This window comes from Lampropedia hyalina DSM 16112 (genome assembly GCF_900129055.1).
Classification (GTDB): Bacteria; Pseudomonadota; Gammaproteobacteria; order Burkholderiales; family Burkholderiaceae_C; genus Lampropedia; species Lampropedia hyalina.
Window position 1 is genome coordinate 37,299 of sequence record NZ_FQUZ01000013.1, and the last position, 15,251, is coordinate 52,549.

General features: G+C 63.8%; 14 protein-coding genes and 1 pseudogene. 13 read left to right on the forward strand and 2 right to left on the reverse strand.

Annotation, left to right across the window (positions count from 1 at the left end; genetic code table 11):
* Window positions 1–165 precede the first annotated feature (165 nt).
* From BUE21_RS14965 to BUE21_RS06885, 5 genes and pseudogenes are all read left to right on the forward strand, one after another.
* Window positions 166–657 (forward strand): annotated as a pseudogene (locus BUE21_RS14965) (O-antigen ligase family protein); the annotation flags it as partial.
* Window positions 658–948: 291 nt separating this feature from the next.
* Window positions 949–2,097 (forward strand): glycosyltransferase family 4 protein, encoded by a 1,149-nt coding sequence (locus tag BUE21_RS14970; protein ID WP_073355988.1) that lies wholly within the window; start codon window positions 949–951, stop codon window positions 2,095–2,097.
* On the forward strand, window positions 2,094–3,143 hold the full coding sequence (locus tag BUE21_RS06875) for a glycosyltransferase family 2 protein (protein WP_073355953.1): 1,050 nt from the start codon (window positions 2,094–2,096) through the stop codon (window positions 3,141–3,143). The genes BUE21_RS14970 and BUE21_RS06875 overlap by 4 nt, the downstream gene beginning before the upstream one ends.
* A complete protein-coding gene (locus BUE21_RS06880) occupies window positions 3,140–4,120 on the forward strand; it encodes a glycosyltransferase family 32 protein (RefSeq protein WP_073355954.1) in 981 nt (326 codons plus the stop codon). Before BUE21_RS06875 ends, BUE21_RS06880 begins: the two co-directional genes overlap by 4 nt.
* Window positions 4,117–5,088, forward strand: a complete 972-nt coding sequence (locus BUE21_RS06885) for a glycosyltransferase family 32 protein (RefSeq protein ID WP_073355955.1) — start codon at window positions 4,117–4,119, stop codon at window positions 5,086–5,088. Before BUE21_RS06880 ends, BUE21_RS06885 begins: the two co-directional genes overlap by 4 nt.
* Window positions 5,089–5,178: 90 nt before the next feature.
* Here the strand turns inward: BUE21_RS06885 and BUE21_RS06890 are convergent, their stop codons facing one another.
* Window positions 5,179–6,375: an amino acid aminotransferase gene (locus BUE21_RS06890; protein WP_073355956.1), complete on the reverse strand. Its 1,197-nt coding sequence runs from the start codon at window positions 6,373–6,375 to the stop codon at window positions 5,179–5,181.
* Between the two features lie 190 nt (window positions 6,376–6,565).
* On the opposite strand from BUE21_RS06890, the gene msuE reads away from it, so the two are divergent.
* The 8 genes from msuE (at window position 6,566) to purF (ending at window position 14,343) form a co-directional block, all read left to right on the forward strand.
* Entirely contained in the window at window positions 6,566–7,168 is a 603-nt protein-coding gene (msuE, locus tag BUE21_RS06895; RefSeq protein WP_073355957.1) for an FMN reductase, read from the forward strand.
* 72 nt (window positions 7,169–7,240) lie between these two features.
* Window positions 7,241–8,077, forward strand: a complete 837-nt coding sequence (gene ppsR, locus BUE21_RS06900; RefSeq protein WP_073355958.1) for a posphoenolpyruvate synthetase regulatory kinase/phosphorylase PpsR — start codon at window positions 7,241–7,243, stop codon at window positions 8,075–8,077.
* A 6-nt stretch (window positions 8,078–8,083) separates the two neighbouring features.
* Window positions 8,084–8,899: an adenosylcobinamide-GDP ribazoletransferase gene (locus BUE21_RS06905; RefSeq protein ID WP_073355959.1), complete on the forward strand. Its 816-nt coding sequence runs from the start codon at window positions 8,084–8,086 to the stop codon at window positions 8,897–8,899.
* Window positions 8,896–9,483, forward strand: a complete 588-nt coding sequence (locus tag BUE21_RS06910) for a histidine phosphatase family protein (RefSeq protein ID WP_073355960.1) — start codon at window positions 8,896–8,898, stop codon at window positions 9,481–9,483. Before BUE21_RS06905 ends, BUE21_RS06910 begins: the two co-directional genes overlap by 4 nt.
* A gap of 122 nt (window positions 9,484–9,605) precedes the next feature.
* On the forward strand, window positions 9,606–10,988 hold the full coding sequence (folC, locus tag BUE21_RS06915; protein ID WP_084522994.1) for a bifunctional tetrahydrofolate synthase/dihydrofolate synthase: 1,383 nt from the start codon (window positions 9,606–9,608) through the stop codon (window positions 10,986–10,988).
* Window positions 10,989–11,098: 110 nt separating this feature from the next.
* Complete coding sequence (locus BUE21_RS06920; protein ID WP_073355961.1) at window positions 11,099–12,085, forward strand: SPOR domain-containing protein; 987 nt, start codon at window positions 11,099–11,101, stop codon at window positions 12,083–12,085.
* Window positions 12,086–12,216: 131 nt separating this feature from the next.
* A complete protein-coding gene (locus BUE21_RS06925) occupies window positions 12,217–12,759 on the forward strand; it encodes a CvpA family protein (protein WP_073355962.1) in 543 nt (180 codons plus the stop codon).
* 63 nt (window positions 12,760–12,822) lie between these two features.
* Window positions 12,823–14,343, forward strand: a complete 1,521-nt coding sequence (gene purF / locus BUE21_RS06930; protein ID WP_073355963.1) for an amidophosphoribosyltransferase — start codon at window positions 12,823–12,825, stop codon at window positions 14,341–14,343.
* A gap of 63 nt (window positions 14,344–14,406) precedes the next feature.
* Here purF and BUE21_RS06935 read toward each other — a convergent pair whose 3' ends face one another.
* On the reverse strand, window positions 14,407–15,243 hold the full coding sequence (locus BUE21_RS06935) for an alpha/beta fold hydrolase (RefSeq protein WP_073355964.1): 837 nt from the start codon (window positions 15,241–15,243) through the stop codon (window positions 14,407–14,409).
* Window positions 15,244–15,251: the final 8 nt, after the last annotated feature.

A 15,251-nucleotide genomic window follows, 5' to 3' on the forward strand; every position in this document is an offset into this window, starting at 1 on the left:
GCCGGATGGGTGGCGGGATGCCTGGGAGCCGCCGGCATGGCATGCTGGCAGGTGTATGGGCAGGGTTCCGACCGGGCATTCGGCTATACGAATGCCATCCAATTTGGCAATATCGCACTGTGGATGGCCGTGGCCGTGGCGGTTTGCATGGTGTGTCTGTATCGCATGGCGCATCGGCGTGGCTGGCTGCTTGGGGGGGCGGTGGCCGTGCTGGCGGGTTTGTGGGCTTCGGTGCTGTCGCTTTCGCGGGGGGGCTGGCTGGCCTTGCTGTTGGCGGCATTGGTGGCTGCGGTGCTGGCGCGCAAGACTGGGCGCGGGTTGCTGTTGCGCGTGGTTGCGGGCCTGGCGGTCGCGGCGGTATTGGTGGCCGGGGTGAATTTTTCCACTTTGCAGGAGCGGATGGGGCGGCTGGATCGGGAGCTGGCCCAATACAGCGACCGGGGGCAGGCCGAGACCTCGGTGGGTCATCGTCTGGAGCACTGGCGCATGGCCTGGCAGATGGGCAGCGAGAAGCCCCTCTGGGGCTGGGGCGAGCAGGGCTACCAGAGCCGCAAGCAGGAACTGGTGGCCGCTGGTGCCTACGACCCCGAAGTGCTGGAATATGGCCACGCCCACAATGAAGTGCTGGATACCTATGCCAAGAGCGGCTTGGCAGGAGTGGCCGCGCTATGCTTGTTCTATGGCGTGCCGCTGTACCTGTTCTGGCCGTCGCCCCGGCGCAGGCAACCGGGGGCTGTACCGGCACCTCTCGTACCACCGGAAACGGCGGCCATGATGCTGGCCCTGCGCCTGGCGGGGTTGGCACTGGTTTTGCTTTACATCGGTTTTGGCCTGACCCAGGTCTTTTTTGCCCACAACAGTGGGTTGTTGTTTTATGTATTCATGGTGATGTTGCTGTGGGGTGCGCTGCGGGGTCTGGAGAGGTCGCTGGATAAAGGGGCGTGGCCGTTGGCGGCCCATGATGATTTCCCGAACGCAGCCCACCGACCCAGGGTGCTGCATTTTGTGACCGGGGGATTTTCCGGGGCCACCCAGGTGGCACTGGACCTCGTCAAGGCCCATCGGCACAGCGGTGCCTATGAACCCCTGCTGGTGTTGCGCAAGAAGCGGCAGACCCGGCCCGACCGGGTGGCGGCCTTGCGCGGGCAGGGCATTCCGGTGGAACTGGTGGCGGGCTGGAGCCATGCCGCCACCATTGAACAACTGGCGCAACTGTGTCGCCGGTTCCAGCCCGATATTGTGGTGGCGCATGGCTTCAGCGAGCACCTGTGGGGCAGGTACGCCGCGCTGAAGGCACAGGTTCCACACATGGTGCATGTGGAGCACAATTCGCGCGAACGCTACACCCCCGGTCGTCTGAAGCAGGCACTGTGGCTGGCCGAGCGCACCGATGCCATCGTCGGTTGTTCGCAGGGCGTGAAGCAGGTGTTGCTGGAATTGGGTTTTCCGGCACACAAGGTCACGGCCATTCCCAACGGCATCCGGCTGGAGCCGTTCGCTCAGGCCGACCAGCACCCGTTGTTGCAGCGTGAGGCGGGCATTGTGATGGCTGCGCGCTTTGCCCGCCAGAAAGACCATGCCACTTTGCTCCATGCGATCGCCCTGCTGCGCCAGCGTGGCCTGCGCCCGCCGGTGTTTCTGGCCGGTAGCGGCAAGTGGCGTTACCAGTTTGCCGTCCGGCGGCTGATTCGCCGTCTGAATCTGGGCGATCAGGTGCAGGTGCTGGGTTTTTACAGCGAGGTTCCGGCGTTGCTGATGCGCCAGCAAATCTGTGTGCTGGCCAGCCATTACGAAGGCATGCCGCTGTCGCTGATCGAAGGCATGGCAGCAGGCAGTGCAGTGGTGGGCAGCCGGGTGCCGGGAATTCAGGAAATTGTCGAACACCAGCACAATGGCCTGCTGGCCGAGCATGGCAGTGCCGAGTCCATGGCAGATGCGCTGGAATATCTGCTGCGCAACCCGCAGGAAGCCGCCCGCATGGCCGCGCAGGCCCGGCACGATGCCCTGAGCCATTACGGCCTGGAACGCATGGGCCAGCAGTATGAAGCTTTGTTTGCCGGGTTCCAGCGGCCTGCCGTGTCGGATCCATCCGTATGACCATCAGGCTGAGCATTCTGCTGCCGGTGTACAACGCCGAGCCGTTTCTGTTGGAATGCCTGGATGCCCTGCTGCCGCAGTGCAGCGAAGGCGTGGAAGTGCTGGTGCTGGACGATTGTTCCACGGATGGCTCCTGGGCCACCTTGCAGGCCGTGGCGGCGACGCATGCGGGCCGGGTGAAGTTGTTGCGGCATTCGCAGAATCAAGGTGTCAGCGCGGCACGCAACAGCCTGCTGGAGGCAGCAACAGGAGAATACATCTGGTTTCTGGATGCCGACGATCAGCTGGTTTCCACGGCAGTGGCCACGGTGCTGGCAGGGCTGGCGGCCTTCTCCCCCGACTGGCTGCTGTTTGATTTTCAGGTGCTGCGCCAGAGCCAGAGCCTCAAGCACCACCTGCGTGGCGAACACCACCGCAAGACCTTCATCGGCCCTTCCAACACCTTGATTCACGATACGGCGACCTTGCTCGAAGGCCTGTTTCTGGCCGGGCAGTTTCATCCGTGGAGCAAGGTGTCGCGTCGTACCCTCTGGGATGAAGGGGCTTGTGGGCCATTGCGCTTCCCGGTGGGCTGGCTTTTTGCCGAGGACATGGCCACTTTCAGCCGTCTGGCCTTGCGGGCGCAGACCGCCGCATACCTGAACGTGCCTTTGGTGCGGTATCGCCAGCATGCTGGCAATGTCATGCTGTGCATGACATTGCCGAAGATACAGGGGCTTTCTGCCGCACTGGAGGGCTTCAGCCACGATCTGGCCGCCACACCCGCACTCCAGCATCGCCTGCGGCAGACAGCGTCGCTGGCATTCGCCATCAGCCACCTCAGTGCCAGAAACTACATGGCTGCCATGCGCTTTCTGGCCGCTCACCCGGAGCTGGAACATGCGGCAGACGCTGCGCGTGCTTTTGCCCGCCATTACCGGCACAGCAGCCCGCTGACACCCGAGGAGTTGCTGCAAGCGTACTGGCGGCGTGGCTGGTGGGCGCGTTATTTTCGGGCGCGCCGCTGGCTGCGCCATGTCCCGACCCTGCAAGAGAGTATCGGATGACTCTACAGGCCAAGCCCGTCAGTTGGAGACTGCGTGGTGAGCTGGCGATTGCGCAATGTTTGCGGCAATACCACCGGTGGCGACCCCGCGCATTGCCGCCCTGTCCCTGGCCTGCTCCCAGGCTGCTGGAGTGGGGTGATGCCAGCCCCCGGCAGGGTGCGATCCCGCCCATCATCTGGGCGTACTGGAACAGCCCACAGCGGCCTTTGCTGGTGCAGCGGTGTCTTGAAAACTGGCATCGTTACAATCCCGATTACCAGATTCGGGTGCTCGATGACAGCAGCCTGGCACATTTTGTGGGCGATTTGCCGCCCAGTTGGCCTCGCCTGAGCGTGCAGCAGCGTTCCGACTGGCTGCGTCTGGAGTTATTGCGCCGTCATGGCGGCATCTGGATGGATGCCAGCACCATCCTGACGCGCTCGCTGCACTGGGTGTTGCAGGAGCAGCAACGCAGCCAGTGCGATCTGGTGGGTTTTTACATCCAGCGGTTCACGGCCTTGCCTGCTTATCCGGTGGTGGAAAACTGGTTCATGGCCGCACCGCCCGGCAGTGCCTTCATTGCCGACCTGCAAGCCGAATTCACCACGCAGGTGCTGGAGCCGGGCAGTGCCGAGTACCTTGCATCGCTGAAGCGGCATGGCCTCTACGATGCCGTGGTGCAGCGCATCGAAAGCCCCGAATATCTGAGCATGCACGTGGCGATCCAGCGGGTGCTGCAAGACCGGCGGGCACATTACCGTATGGCACTCTGGTGTGCCGAACACACGGCGTTTGCCTACCACGAACAGGCGCGCTGGGATCGTGCCCGGCTCAAGCTGCGGCTGTTCTTCATGCAGCAAGGGCAGGCCAGCGTGCCTTTTCTGGTGAAACTGCGCGGGCCGGATCGCCGCAAGCTCGATCACTATCTCGAACAAGGTTTGTACTTGCCAGACAGCATCGTGGGTCGGCATCTGGCAGAAGAAGGAGCAGGCTCGTGAGCAATGGCGCGTGGATGATGGCCGTGGTGGTTGCCCTGGTCGCACTGGGGGCGTGGTGGGTCTGGCGCAACCGCAGCCTGCCGCTGTCTTCGGCTGCGCTGGATCTGCTCTGGCAGTCGCCGCAGGCGCAAGGCACGGCAGAGAGAGCATCCCTCATGAACGAGGGCATTCCCCCGGTCATCTGGACTTACTGGCACAGTCCCGGCTTGCCGCTGGTGGTGCAGCGTTGCGTGGACAACTGGCGGCGGCACAATCCAGGCTATGCCATTCATGTGCTGCATCAGGGCAATCTGCACGAATACCTTGACGATATTCCCCAGCGGCTGGCTGCCGTGGGCATTCCCAAGCAGACCGACTGGATTCGCCTCGCGCTGCTGCATCGGCATGGTGGCTTCTGGCTGGATGCCTCCACCATTCTGACGCAATCGCTGGATTGGGCCGTGCAGCGGCAGGCCGCCAGCCGGGCGCAATTGCTGGGCTTCTATCTGGAGGGCTTTACCACCCAGCCGGCCTATCCGGTGGTGGAAAGCTGGTTTCTGGCCGCTCCCGCAGGCAGTGCCTTTGTGGCGGACTGGCTGGCCCTGTTTCGCGAGCAGGCCATCGATGGCGAAACGCAGGACTATCTGCAAGGCTTGCGCCAGCGGGGGGTGTTCCAGGCATATACCCAGCGCATTGGCGACCCGGCCTACCATACCATCCACGTCACCGCCCAGCACCTGATGCAGAGCCATCCTCTGCATGATTACCGGCTGGAATTGTTGCGTGCCGAAGACGGCCCCTATCTTTACCACCAGCAAAGCGGCTGGAAGCGGCGCAGCTTGTACTGGCGGCTGCTCTGGAATGGGCAGCGGGATGACTGTCCGCCCCTCATCAAGCTGCGTGGCGGTGAACGCCGCAAGCTGGAGCCGTATCTGCGCCACGGCTGGTATCGCCAGGGCAGTCTGGTGGGGCGGCAATTGCGCCCATGAAAAAAGCGGGTGTCACAGACGCCCGCTTGGTGGATGGGAGCGATGGCCGGGCTTGCCGCCATCCATCGCTCTAATCGCTCTACCAGACCATCAGATCACCTGGGCAATCGCCTTGGCCACATAGTCCACGTTCTTGCTGTTCAGCGCGGCCACGCAGATGCGGCCGCTGTCGGTGCCGTACACGCCGAATTCATTGCGCAGGCGCACCATCTGGTCTTTGTTCAGGCCAGAGTAGCTGAACATGCCCACCTGGGTGGTGATGAACGACTGATCCTGGGTCACGCCTGCGGCCTTCAGGCCCTCGACCAGTTGCTGGCGCATGGCCTTGATGCGGGTGCGCATTTCGCCCAGTTCCTGTTCCCACAGGGCGCGCAGTTCGGGGTTGCCCAACACATAGGCCACCACGGCACCGCCGTGGGTGGGTGGGTTGGAGTAGTTGGTGCGGATGACGATCTTCAACTGGCTGAGCACGCGCGCGGCTTCTTCCTTGCTGGCCGTGACCACCGAGAGTGCGCCCACGCGTTCGCCGTACAGGCTGAAGCTCTTGGAAAAGGAGGTCGATACCAGGAATTCCAGACCGGCTGCCACGAACTTGCCCACCACTGCGCCGTCTTCGGCCAGACCCTGCGAGAAGCCTTGGTAGGCCATGTCCAGGAAGGGGGTCAGGTTGCGGGCCTTCACCACCTCGATCACCTGATCCCACTGGGCCGGGGTCAGGTCGTAGCCGGTGGGGTTGTGACAGCAGGCGTGCAGCACGACCACGGTTTTTTCGGCAGCGGCGTTCAGGTCGGCCAGCAGTGCGTCGAAGTCGATGCCACGCTGGGCCGCATCGTAGTAGGCGTAGGTGCCGACTTCAAACCCGGCGTTGTTGAAGATGGCGCGGTGGTTTTCCCAACTGGGGTTGGAGATCAGCACCTTGGCATCGGGACTGAGCTTCTTCAGGAAGTCTGCGCCCACTTTCAGGCCGCCGGTGCCGCCCAGGGCCTGAATGGTGGCCACGCGGCCCGATGCCACAGGCTCCGATTCCTTGCCGAACACCAGTTCCTTCACGGCCTGGTCGTAGGCGGGCAGGCCGTCGATGGGCAGGTAGCCGCGTGCCTTGGGTTCGGCTTGCAGGGCTTCTTCGGCCTTGCGCACGGCTGCCAGCAGGGGCAGCTTGCCGTTCTCGTCAAAATAAACACCAACGCCCAGATTGACTTTCTGAGGGTTGGTGTCAGCGGCGAATTGCTCGTTCAGACCCAGGATAGGGTCGCGGGGTGCCAGTTCTACGGCGGTAAACAGCGACATGAAAAGTCCTTTTTTTGGTGTGAGATGGTGTGAGAAATTCTCAAACGGCCATTATTCTAGAACCGTTCACCGCACGACAGAAGCAGCTGGTGAGCAACCAGATTGGTCTTTGGGTTTCTGCGCCTGCCTGTAGGGTTGGGCCAGCTCGCGTATGCTGTAGCCTTTTTGCGCCCAGACACGGAACCATTGAATGTCCCAAGCCCTGTTTCCAGCCTCTTATCCCGCCCTGAAAACCGTTGTGCTCAATGGCAGCCTGCACAAGCCCTCGCGCACCCAGGTGCTGCTCGACCATGTGGGCGACGCATTGGCGCGGCATGTGGCACTGGATCGCCAGTCGATTGAACTGGCCGACATTGCCACCGAAGTGGGCAGCGCGCTTTACCCGCAGCAACTGCCGGCGCGTGCCCGCGAGGCAGTGGCGGCCATCGAGGCAGCCGAGTTCCTGATTGTGGGCAGTCCGGTGTACCGGGGCAGTGTGCCGGGCTTGTTCAAGCACTTGCTGGATTTGATTGGCATGGAGTCGCTGGTGGGCAAGCCCGTGCTGCTGGCCGCGACTGGTGGCAGCCCGCGCCACTCGCTGGTGCTCGACCACCAGTTGCGTCCGCTGTTTGCGTTCTTTCAGACACTGACCTTGCCCATTGGGGTGTACAGCGTGTCGCAGGACATCGACAACGGCCAGATCGTCGATGCCGCCTTGCGCGAGCGCGTGGAGCTGGCGGCGACCCTGGCGGCTCCTGCCTTGCAGGGGCTGGTGCAGCGCAAGGCGGGCCTGCCGCCATCCGCAGCAGTGTGAGCCGGTGAGGGCGTGCCGGGGTGCGTCACAATACGGTTTTCCCGGCCCACTCAAAAAACAAGGAATACGCCCATGCACTCCAGAACCGCTTTTTTTGTGTCCGACGGCACTGGCATCACCGCTGAAGCGTTCGGCAATGCCATTCTGGCGCAGTTCGACCTCAGCATCCGTGGCATTCGCCTGCCTTTTGTGGACACCATCGACAAGGCGCACCAGGCCATCCGGCAAATCAACCACACCCACGAGGTGGAAGGCAAGAAGCCGATTGTGTTCACCACGCTGGTCAATCCCGCGCTCCAGGAACTGCTGCGCAGCCATTGCAAGGGCATGGTGATGGACATGTTCGGCACCTTCGTGCATCCGCTGGAAGGGGAGCTGGGGGTGAAGTCGCACCACCGGGTGGGGCGGTTCACCGACATCAGCAAGAGCAAGGCCTATTCCAACCGCATGGAGGCCATCAACTACACGCTGCTGCACGACGATGGCCAGTCCAACCGCGACCTCAGCGGCGCGGATGTGATTCTGATCGGGGTCAGCCGCAGCGGCAAAACGCCCACCAGCCTCTATCTGGCCATGCAGCATGGCCTGAAGGTGGCCAACTATCCGCTGATTCCCGAAGACTTTGACCGCAAGCGTCTGCCACCTGCGCTGGACGATCACCGCAAAAAGCTGTTTGGCCTCACCATCCAGCCCGAACGCCTGAGCGAGATTCGCAACGAACGCCGCCCCGACTCCAGATACGCCAGTTTGGAGAACTGCCGCTATGAGGTGGCAGAGGCCGAGGCCATGATGCGTCGCGCTGGGGTGCGCTGGCTCTCCACCACCACCAAGTCCATCGAGGAAATCTCCACCACCATCCTCAGCGATCTGCGGCCCCAGAACCTGCAAAACCTCTCCAGCTTCAGCTGATTGCGCATGGCCCGGTGGATTCGCCATTACCTGCTGGCCGTGCAGTTTTTCACGCGTATCCCGATCACCGGCGCGCTGGCGCAGTGGGTGGGCTTCAGCCCTGCCATGTTGCAGCGTTCGCTCGTGCATCTGCCGGGCGTGGGCTGGCTGGTGGGGGCGGCCTGCGCGGCCGTGTTTGGGCTGTTGTGGTGGCTGTTGCCGCCGGTGGCGGCCGCGCCGTGGGTAGCGGCCATTGCCAGCACGGCCTTCGGCATCGGCCTGACCGGGGCTTTCCATGAAGACGGTCTGGCCGACCTGACCGATGGCCTGGGCGGTTCCTACGACCGCGAACGGGCACTGGACATCATGAAGGATTCGCGCATCGGCTCGTTTGGCGCGGTGGCCCTGGTGCTGGTGCTGCTGGCCAAGGTGGCCCTGCTGGCCTTGCTGGCGCAGGCCCTGGACGACTGGAGCGTGCTGGCAGCCTTGTGGCTGGGGCATGTCTGGTCGCGCTGGATGCCACTGTTCGTCACCTGGCGGATGCCGCATGTGGGCGATACCTTGCGTTCCAAGTCCAAGCCGATTGCCACGGATATTGGCCTGTCGGGCCTCGCCGTGGGCACGGCCTGGTGCCTGCTGGCACTGGTGCTGGCGTATGGGCTGTGGCCTGCCTTGCCGTGGGGCTGGGGCGTGCCCGGAGCCTTGCTGGGCGGGGCCGCCGTCATGTGGCGGTTGCGGCAGCGTCTGCAGGGCTTCACCGGCGACGGCCTCGGAGCCGTGCAGCAACTCGGCGAAGTCGGTTTTTACCTGGGGCTGGCCATCGGCCTGCCCGCAGCGGCATGACGGTGTGGCTGATGCGCCATCCGCGTGTGCAATTGCCACGCCCGCTCTGCTATGGTCGCAGCGATGTGCCGCTGGACGAAGCCCATGTGCGGCAATGCGTAGAGGCACTGGCGCAGTCACTGCCGCCCCATACCCGTATCGTCACGTCCGAGCGTGAACGCACCCGGTGCGTCGCCCGGCAGTTGGGTGCGTTGCGCCCCGATCTGCGCAACTGGCAGGTGGATGCCAAGCTCAACGAAATGGACTTCGGCCAGTGGGAAATGGTGGCCTGGGCCGATATTCCGCAGGCAGCCGTCGATGCCTGGGTGGCCGACTTTGCACAGCACCGCTTCGGCGGCGTGGAATCGGTGCAGGATGTGCTGGAGCGGGCGCGCCAAGTGCTGCAAGGCCACCGGCAAAACATGCTGGGTGCAGCAGAAAACACCCTGTGGATCACCCACGCCGGGATGATTCGCGCCTTGCAGTTCTGGCAACAGCATCCCGAAGGCCGCATCCAATCGGCACAGGATTGGCCGCAGACCGTGCCTGAATTTGGCGCGGTACAGGTCTGTGCCCCCGATTTTTTGTGCCAAGCAGCAAGGTGAAGCCCGGTCTCATTGCCAAGAAGGGCGACAATAGCCCCTTTCGCATGGTCTGCTGATCCTGCATGACACTCTTGTTCTGGAACCAGCCCCGGCTTTTCAAGGCCACTGTCCGCTGAGCACCAATGCCCGAAATCACCTTTTCCCCTGAATTTTCCTTGCCGCCGTCGCGTTTTGCCGATCTGCCCGAGTGGCTGGCCCATTGCGAGCGCATTCATCCCGCCACCATTGAGCTGGGGCTGGAGCGCGTGCGGGCGGTGGCGCACGCGCTGCAACTGCGCTTTGCCTGCCCCGTCATCACCGTGGCAGGCACCAATGGCAAGGGTTCCACCTGTGCCATGCTGGAGGCCATCCTGCAACAGTCCGGCTACCGCAGCGGGGTGTACACCTCGCCGCATCTGGTGCATTTCGAGGAGCGTTGCCGCATCGGTGCGCAGATTGCCACGGCCGCGCAGCTTCTGCCGCATTTCGAGGCCGTGGAGCAGGCACGCCAGCATGCGGGTGAGGGCGGCCAGCCGGTGTCGCTGACCTATTTCGAGTTCACCACACTGGCGATTCTGCGGCTGCTGGCCAGTGCGCGGCTGGATGTGGTAGTGCTGGAAGTGGGGCTGGGAGGCCGACTGGATGCCACCAACATCATCGATACCGACTGCGCCATCATCACCAGCATCGATCTGGATCACACCGAGTTTCTGGGCACCGACCGCGAGGCGATTGGCCGTGAGAAGGCGGGCATCATGCGTGCGGGCAAACCCGCCATCGTTTCCGACCCACTGCCCCCGGACTCGGTGATCGCCCATGCCGAACAGTTGGGCGCAGACCTGTGGCTGGCCGGGCGCGACTTCAACTATTCCGGCGACCGCCAGCAATGGAACTGGGCCGGGCGTGGCAAACGGTATGCCGGGCTGGCCTATCCGGCCCTGCGCGGGGCGAACCAGCTGGTGAATGCGTCCGGCGTGCTGGCGGCATTGCAGGCATTGCGCCCGGTATTGCCCATCACCGCCCAGTCGATTCGCGAAGGTCTGGCCCTGGTGGATGTGCCGGGGCGGTTCCAGATTGTTCCGGGACAGCCCACGCTGGTGCTGGATGTGGCGCACAACCCGCATTCGGTGGCGGCATTGACGGCCAATCTGGATGCCATGGGCTTTTTCCCGGTCACTCATGCGGTTTTCGGGGCGATGGCAGACAAGGACCTGGCCGCAGTGTTCCAGAAAATCGCCCCGCTGGTGGATCGCTGGTACTTTACCGACCTGCCCCTGCCCAGGGCAGAGAAGGCCACGAACCTGCAAAAACGCTGGCAGGCCCTGCAACTGGTGGCGCAGCGACCCCGGCAGGTGTTCAGCAATGTGTACGCCAATCCCCAGGCGGCACTCGATGCCGCAGTGGCACAGGCGGAACCGGCTGATAGAATCATTGTCTTTGGCTCTTTCTTTACCGTGGGCGGTGTGTTGCAGCACGGCATTCCGCGCCTGCAAGGCAAGCATCTGTCCGAGGCCGACGGCGCGTAAGCCGGTTTCGCTGTGTGATGCCATGCCCGACGACGCACCGCCTTTTCACCGTCCCCCTGTGCCTGCCGTGTATGCGCAGCATCTGGACTTGACCGAATCAACACACTCCTATGGCTCTTTTTGGTTCCCGTAAAACGGCAGATTCCGCTCCCGGGGAAAGCAAGCGCAGTGTCCGGGGGCGCAGCAGCAGCGATACCGTGGAAGACATGCGCCGCCGCGCGCGCCACCGTCTCATCGGCGCGTGTGTGCTGGTACTCGCTGGCGTGGTGGTGTTCCCCATGCTGTTTGACACGCAGCCGCGCCCCATTCCAGTGGTCGCCCAGGTGGAGATTCCCGGCGTGGAATCGGCCGCACCGCTGGTCGTGCCCAGTGCGGTGGCCGATGGCGCACCGGCAGCATCGCCCACATCTGACAGTGCGGCACTGCCGCCCAGTGTAGTGGTCGCCGCTGCACCGGCTGTGGTCACGGCCGTGGCATCTGCCACCCAGGCCGGGCGCACCGAATCGGTGGCGCAGAGCGCGGCCCGCAATGCGCAGCGCACCGAAGCGGCACCGGCACCGGCTCCCAAACCGCCTGCCCCGGCCCCAACGCCGAAACCCACACCCAAACCAGAACCCAAGCCTGCGCCCAAGCCCGAACCGCGTGCCACCACGCAGCCTGCGGCACCCAAGCCAGCACCGGCCAAACCGGCAGAAAAACCGGTGGCCGCTCCCAAGCCTGCCGCCACACCGCCTGCTCCGGTTGCGGCCCCGGTGGTGCAGCCGCCCCCGGTCAAGCCCGCTTCGGTGCGCAATGACGAAGCCGCCCGTGCCAGGGCCTTGCTGGAAGGCCGCCCCTCCGAGCCGCCACGCCAGAACCGTGCCGACCAGGGTCGATTCATCGTGCAGGTGGGAGCCTACACCGATGCTGCCAAGGCACAGGAAGTGCGCGCACAGATCGAGATGCTGGGCCTGCGCACCTACACCCAGGTGGCGCAAACGCCCACCGGGCGGGCCACCCGTGTGCGGGTGGGGCCGTTCAACAGCCGCGCCGATGCCGACAAGGCCGCTGCCCGCATCAGTGGCGCGAAACTGCCCAGCGTGATCCTGACGCTTTGATGTTCTGATATTGCCTGCCGCCACTGCACCGTGCCATTGCGATCCTGCCGCCAGTCCCCATCTGGCGTGCTGTGCGGTGGGCAGCATGACAGTGACTTGCCCGCCCCCGCCTTTGCCAACCCCTTTCTCTGATGAACTGGCTTGATCTGACCTTTTTGCTGCTGGCGTTGCTCTCGGTGGTCGTGGGCGCGTGGCGCGGCTTCGTCTTCGAGTGCATCAGTCTGGCCGGGTGGATCGCGGGCTTCTGGGTGGCCCTGCACTGGGGGCCGGTCTGGGGCAGCCAGATTCCGTGGGACGGAATCGGCGAGCAGCCCAAGCGGGTGGCTGGCATGGTGCTGGCCTTCGTGCTGGCCATGTTCGCCTCCTCGCTGCTGGCCTCGTGGACGCGCAAGTTCATTCGTGCCATCGGTATGCGGGCGGCAGACCGGGCGGTGGGAGCCGGTTTCGGGCTGGTGCGCGTGCTGCTGGTGGGCGTGGGGCTGGCCGTGGTGCTGCATGCCATGCAGTGGAACGAGCAGCCCTGGTGGCAGCAGGCCAGTGTCTCCATGCCATTTGATACGGCCCGGCTGGAACTGATGGAATGGTTCCCGCAGTGGAAGATTCTGCAACCGCCTGAACAGCCGCCGGTCATCGTGCCATCGGCTGCGCAGGCAGAGTTGTTTTTGAGACGATGAAAGGCGCACCCCGGCAGCGCAAACAATGCCGGATCAGCAAATGCCAAAACAGGAGTTCAATCCATGTGTGGAATAGTCGGTGTGGTCAGTACCAGCCCAGTCAATCAGTTGCTCTACGATGCCCTGCTGCTGTTGCAGCACCGGGGCCAGGATGCCGCCGGCATCGTCACCCAGGAGGAGCGCAAATTCTTCATGCACAAGGCCAAGGGCATGGTGCGGGACGTGTTCCGCACCCGCAACATGCGTGCCCTGCCAGGTTCGGTCGGGCTGGGGCAGGTGCGCTACCCCACGGCGGGCAATGCCCACAGTGAGGAGGAAGCCCAGCCCTTCTATGTGAATGCGCCCTTTGGCATCGTCATGGTGCACAACGGCAACATTACCAATGCCAAGGCCCTGCGCAGCGAGCTGTTCAGTGCCGACCACCGCCACACCAACACCGACAGCGACTCGGAAGTGCTGCTGAATGTGCTGGCACACGAGATCGACCGTGCTACGGTGGGAACAGACCTGGGGCTGGAGAACATATTTGCCGCCGTGGCATCCGTGCACCGCCGGGTGCGGGGTTCGTATTCGGTCATTGCGATGATTGCCGGTTTTGGCGTGCTGGCGTTCCGCGACCCCCACGGCATCCGCCCGCTGTGTCTGGGGCGTGGTGCGGATGGCACGGTCATGGTCGCCAGCGAGTCCGTATCACTCGAGGGCACCGGGCATGAGCTGGAGCGTTCCATCGACCCCGGCGAAGCCGTGCTCATCACGCTTGATGGCACCGTCCATGCCCGCCAATGTGCCGATGCGCAGCGCGTCCACCACCAGCCCTGCATCTTCGAATTCATCTATCTGGCCCGGCCCGACTCGGTGCTCGACGGCATTTCCGTCTATCAGGCACGCCTGAACATGGGCGAAACACTGGCCAAGCGACTGGTATCGATGGTGCCGCCTAATGAAATCGACGTGGTCATCCCGATTCCCGAGTCCAGCCGCCCCAGTGCCATGCAGTTGGCACACCGCATCGGCAAGCCCTACCGCGAAGGCTTCGTGAAAAACCGCTATGTGGGCCGCACCTTCATCATGCCGGGCCAGAGTGTGCGCAAGAAATCGGTGCGCCAGAAGCTCAATGCCATCGGCAGCGAATTCCAGGGCCGCAACGTGCTGCTGGTGGACGACTCCATCGTGCGCGGAACCACCTCGCGCGAAATCGTGCAGATGGCGCGTGAAGCCGGAGCCAGCAAGGTCTATCTGGCCAGTGCCGCGCCGCCCGTGCGTTTCCCTAACGTCTATGGCATCGACATGCCCACCAAGGAAGAACTGGTGGCACACAATCGCAGCATCGAGGAAATCCGCGCCATCATCGGTTGCGACGCGCTGATCTACCAGGATGTGGATGCCATGAAGCAGGCCGTGCATTCCCTCAATCCCGCGCTGGAAGGCTTCGATGCCTCGTGCTTCGACGGCATCTACGTCACCGGCGACATCACCGAAGCCTCGATTGCCAGCCTCAATGCCGGTCGCAACCAGGGCGCGGAAGAACCGATGGAAGACACCTCACGCCTGTCCCTGCCCAATTCCCAGGCACAGGAAGCCTGAGGGTGTGTGAAACCTTGCCTGAAGGGTATGGCCACAGTCCAGTGCCCTTCAGGTAAACCTTCCCTAAAAAGTATCCACCAGCCGATCCAGCCAGGTGCGGATGGCGGCGAGGGATTCGGGTTCGTCCAGGAAGGGGACGTGGCCGCGTTGGGGGATGTTTGCCCGGATCAGGTCAGGGCGGCGTGCCTGCATGGCATCGGCGGTTTCGAGTGACAGCACGTCCGAATTGGCGGCGCGTATCAGTGCCAGCGGGATGTGGGCGCAGGCATCGAACAGGTTCCAGATGGCAGCCAGAGGCTGGCTCATGGCGCGGTCGAATGACTCGCGCAAGGCGGGGTCGTAGGGCAGGGCCACGCCATCGGCGGTCTGGATGTAATGGCGTATGGTTTCTTCGGCCCAGCGCATGGCGGAGACCGCCTCAAAGCCCGGCATGGCCTTGGGCATGCGGTCGGCAATTTCTTCAAGGGTGGCAATGGCCGGCTGAATGCCGATGTAGGCACCGATGCGCTCCAGCCCTGACCGCTCCAGCACCGGCCCTACGTCGTTGAAACACAGTCCGGCAATGCGCGTCGGGGCGGTGGCGACCATGACCATGCCCAGCAGGCCACCGCGCGACGAGCCGATGATGGCGACTTTCTCCAGTTGCAGGTGGTCGAGGAGAGTCATGGCATCCTGTGCTTCCTGCGCAACCGTGTAGGTTTGCGACGGTGCCCATTCGGAGTGGCCACGCCCCCGGCTGTCCAGCCGGATGAGGCGGACTTTGGAGAGGTGCCGCGCCAGATAGTCAAAATCACGGCCATCGCGTGTCAGCCCGGCCAGGGCCAGCAAGGGCAGACCCTGACCTTCGTCGCGGAAGGCCAGCCGGGTGCCGTCTTCAACCTGAAAGTATTGGATGCCCATGGCCTTCG

Coding starts and splice junctions, on each gene's coding strand:
- BUE21_RS06875 (WP_073355953.1), top strand. CDS start 2,094: ATGACCATCAGGCTGAGCATTCTGCTGCCGGTGTACAACGCCGAGCCG.
- BUE21_RS06880 (WP_073355954.1), top strand. CDS start 3,140: ATGACTCTACAGGCCAAGCCCGTCAGTTGGAGACTGCGTGGTGAGCTG.
- BUE21_RS06890 (WP_073355956.1), bottom strand. CDS start 6,375: ATGTCGCTGTTTACCGCCGTAGAACTGGCACCCCGCGACCCTATCCTG.
- msuE (WP_073355957.1), top strand. CDS start 6,566: ATGTCCCAAGCCCTGTTTCCAGCCTCTTATCCCGCCCTGAAAACCGTT.
- ppsR (WP_073355958.1), top strand. CDS start 7,241: ATGCACTCCAGAACCGCTTTTTTTGTGTCCGACGGCACTGGCATCACC.
- BUE21_RS06905 (WP_073355959.1), top strand. CDS start 8,084: ATGGCCCGGTGGATTCGCCATTACCTGCTGGCCGTGCAGTTTTTCACG.
- BUE21_RS06910 (WP_073355960.1), top strand. CDS start 8,896: ATGACGGTGTGGCTGATGCGCCATCCGCGTGTGCAATTGCCACGCCCG.
- folC (WP_084522994.1), top strand. CDS start 9,606: ATGCCCGAAATCACCTTTTCCCCTGAATTTTCCTTGCCGCCGTCGCGT.
- BUE21_RS06920 (WP_073355961.1), top strand. CDS start 11,099: ATGGCTCTTTTTGGTTCCCGTAAAACGGCAGATTCCGCTCCCGGGGAA.
- BUE21_RS06925 (WP_073355962.1), top strand. CDS start 12,217: ATGAACTGGCTTGATCTGACCTTTTTGCTGCTGGCGTTGCTCTCGGTG.
- purF (WP_073355963.1), top strand. CDS start 12,823: ATGTGTGGAATAGTCGGTGTGGTCAGTACCAGCCCAGTCAATCAGTTG.
- BUE21_RS06935 (WP_073355964.1), bottom strand. CDS start 15,243: ATGGGCATCCAATACTTTCAGGTTGAAGACGGCACCCGGCTGGCCTTC.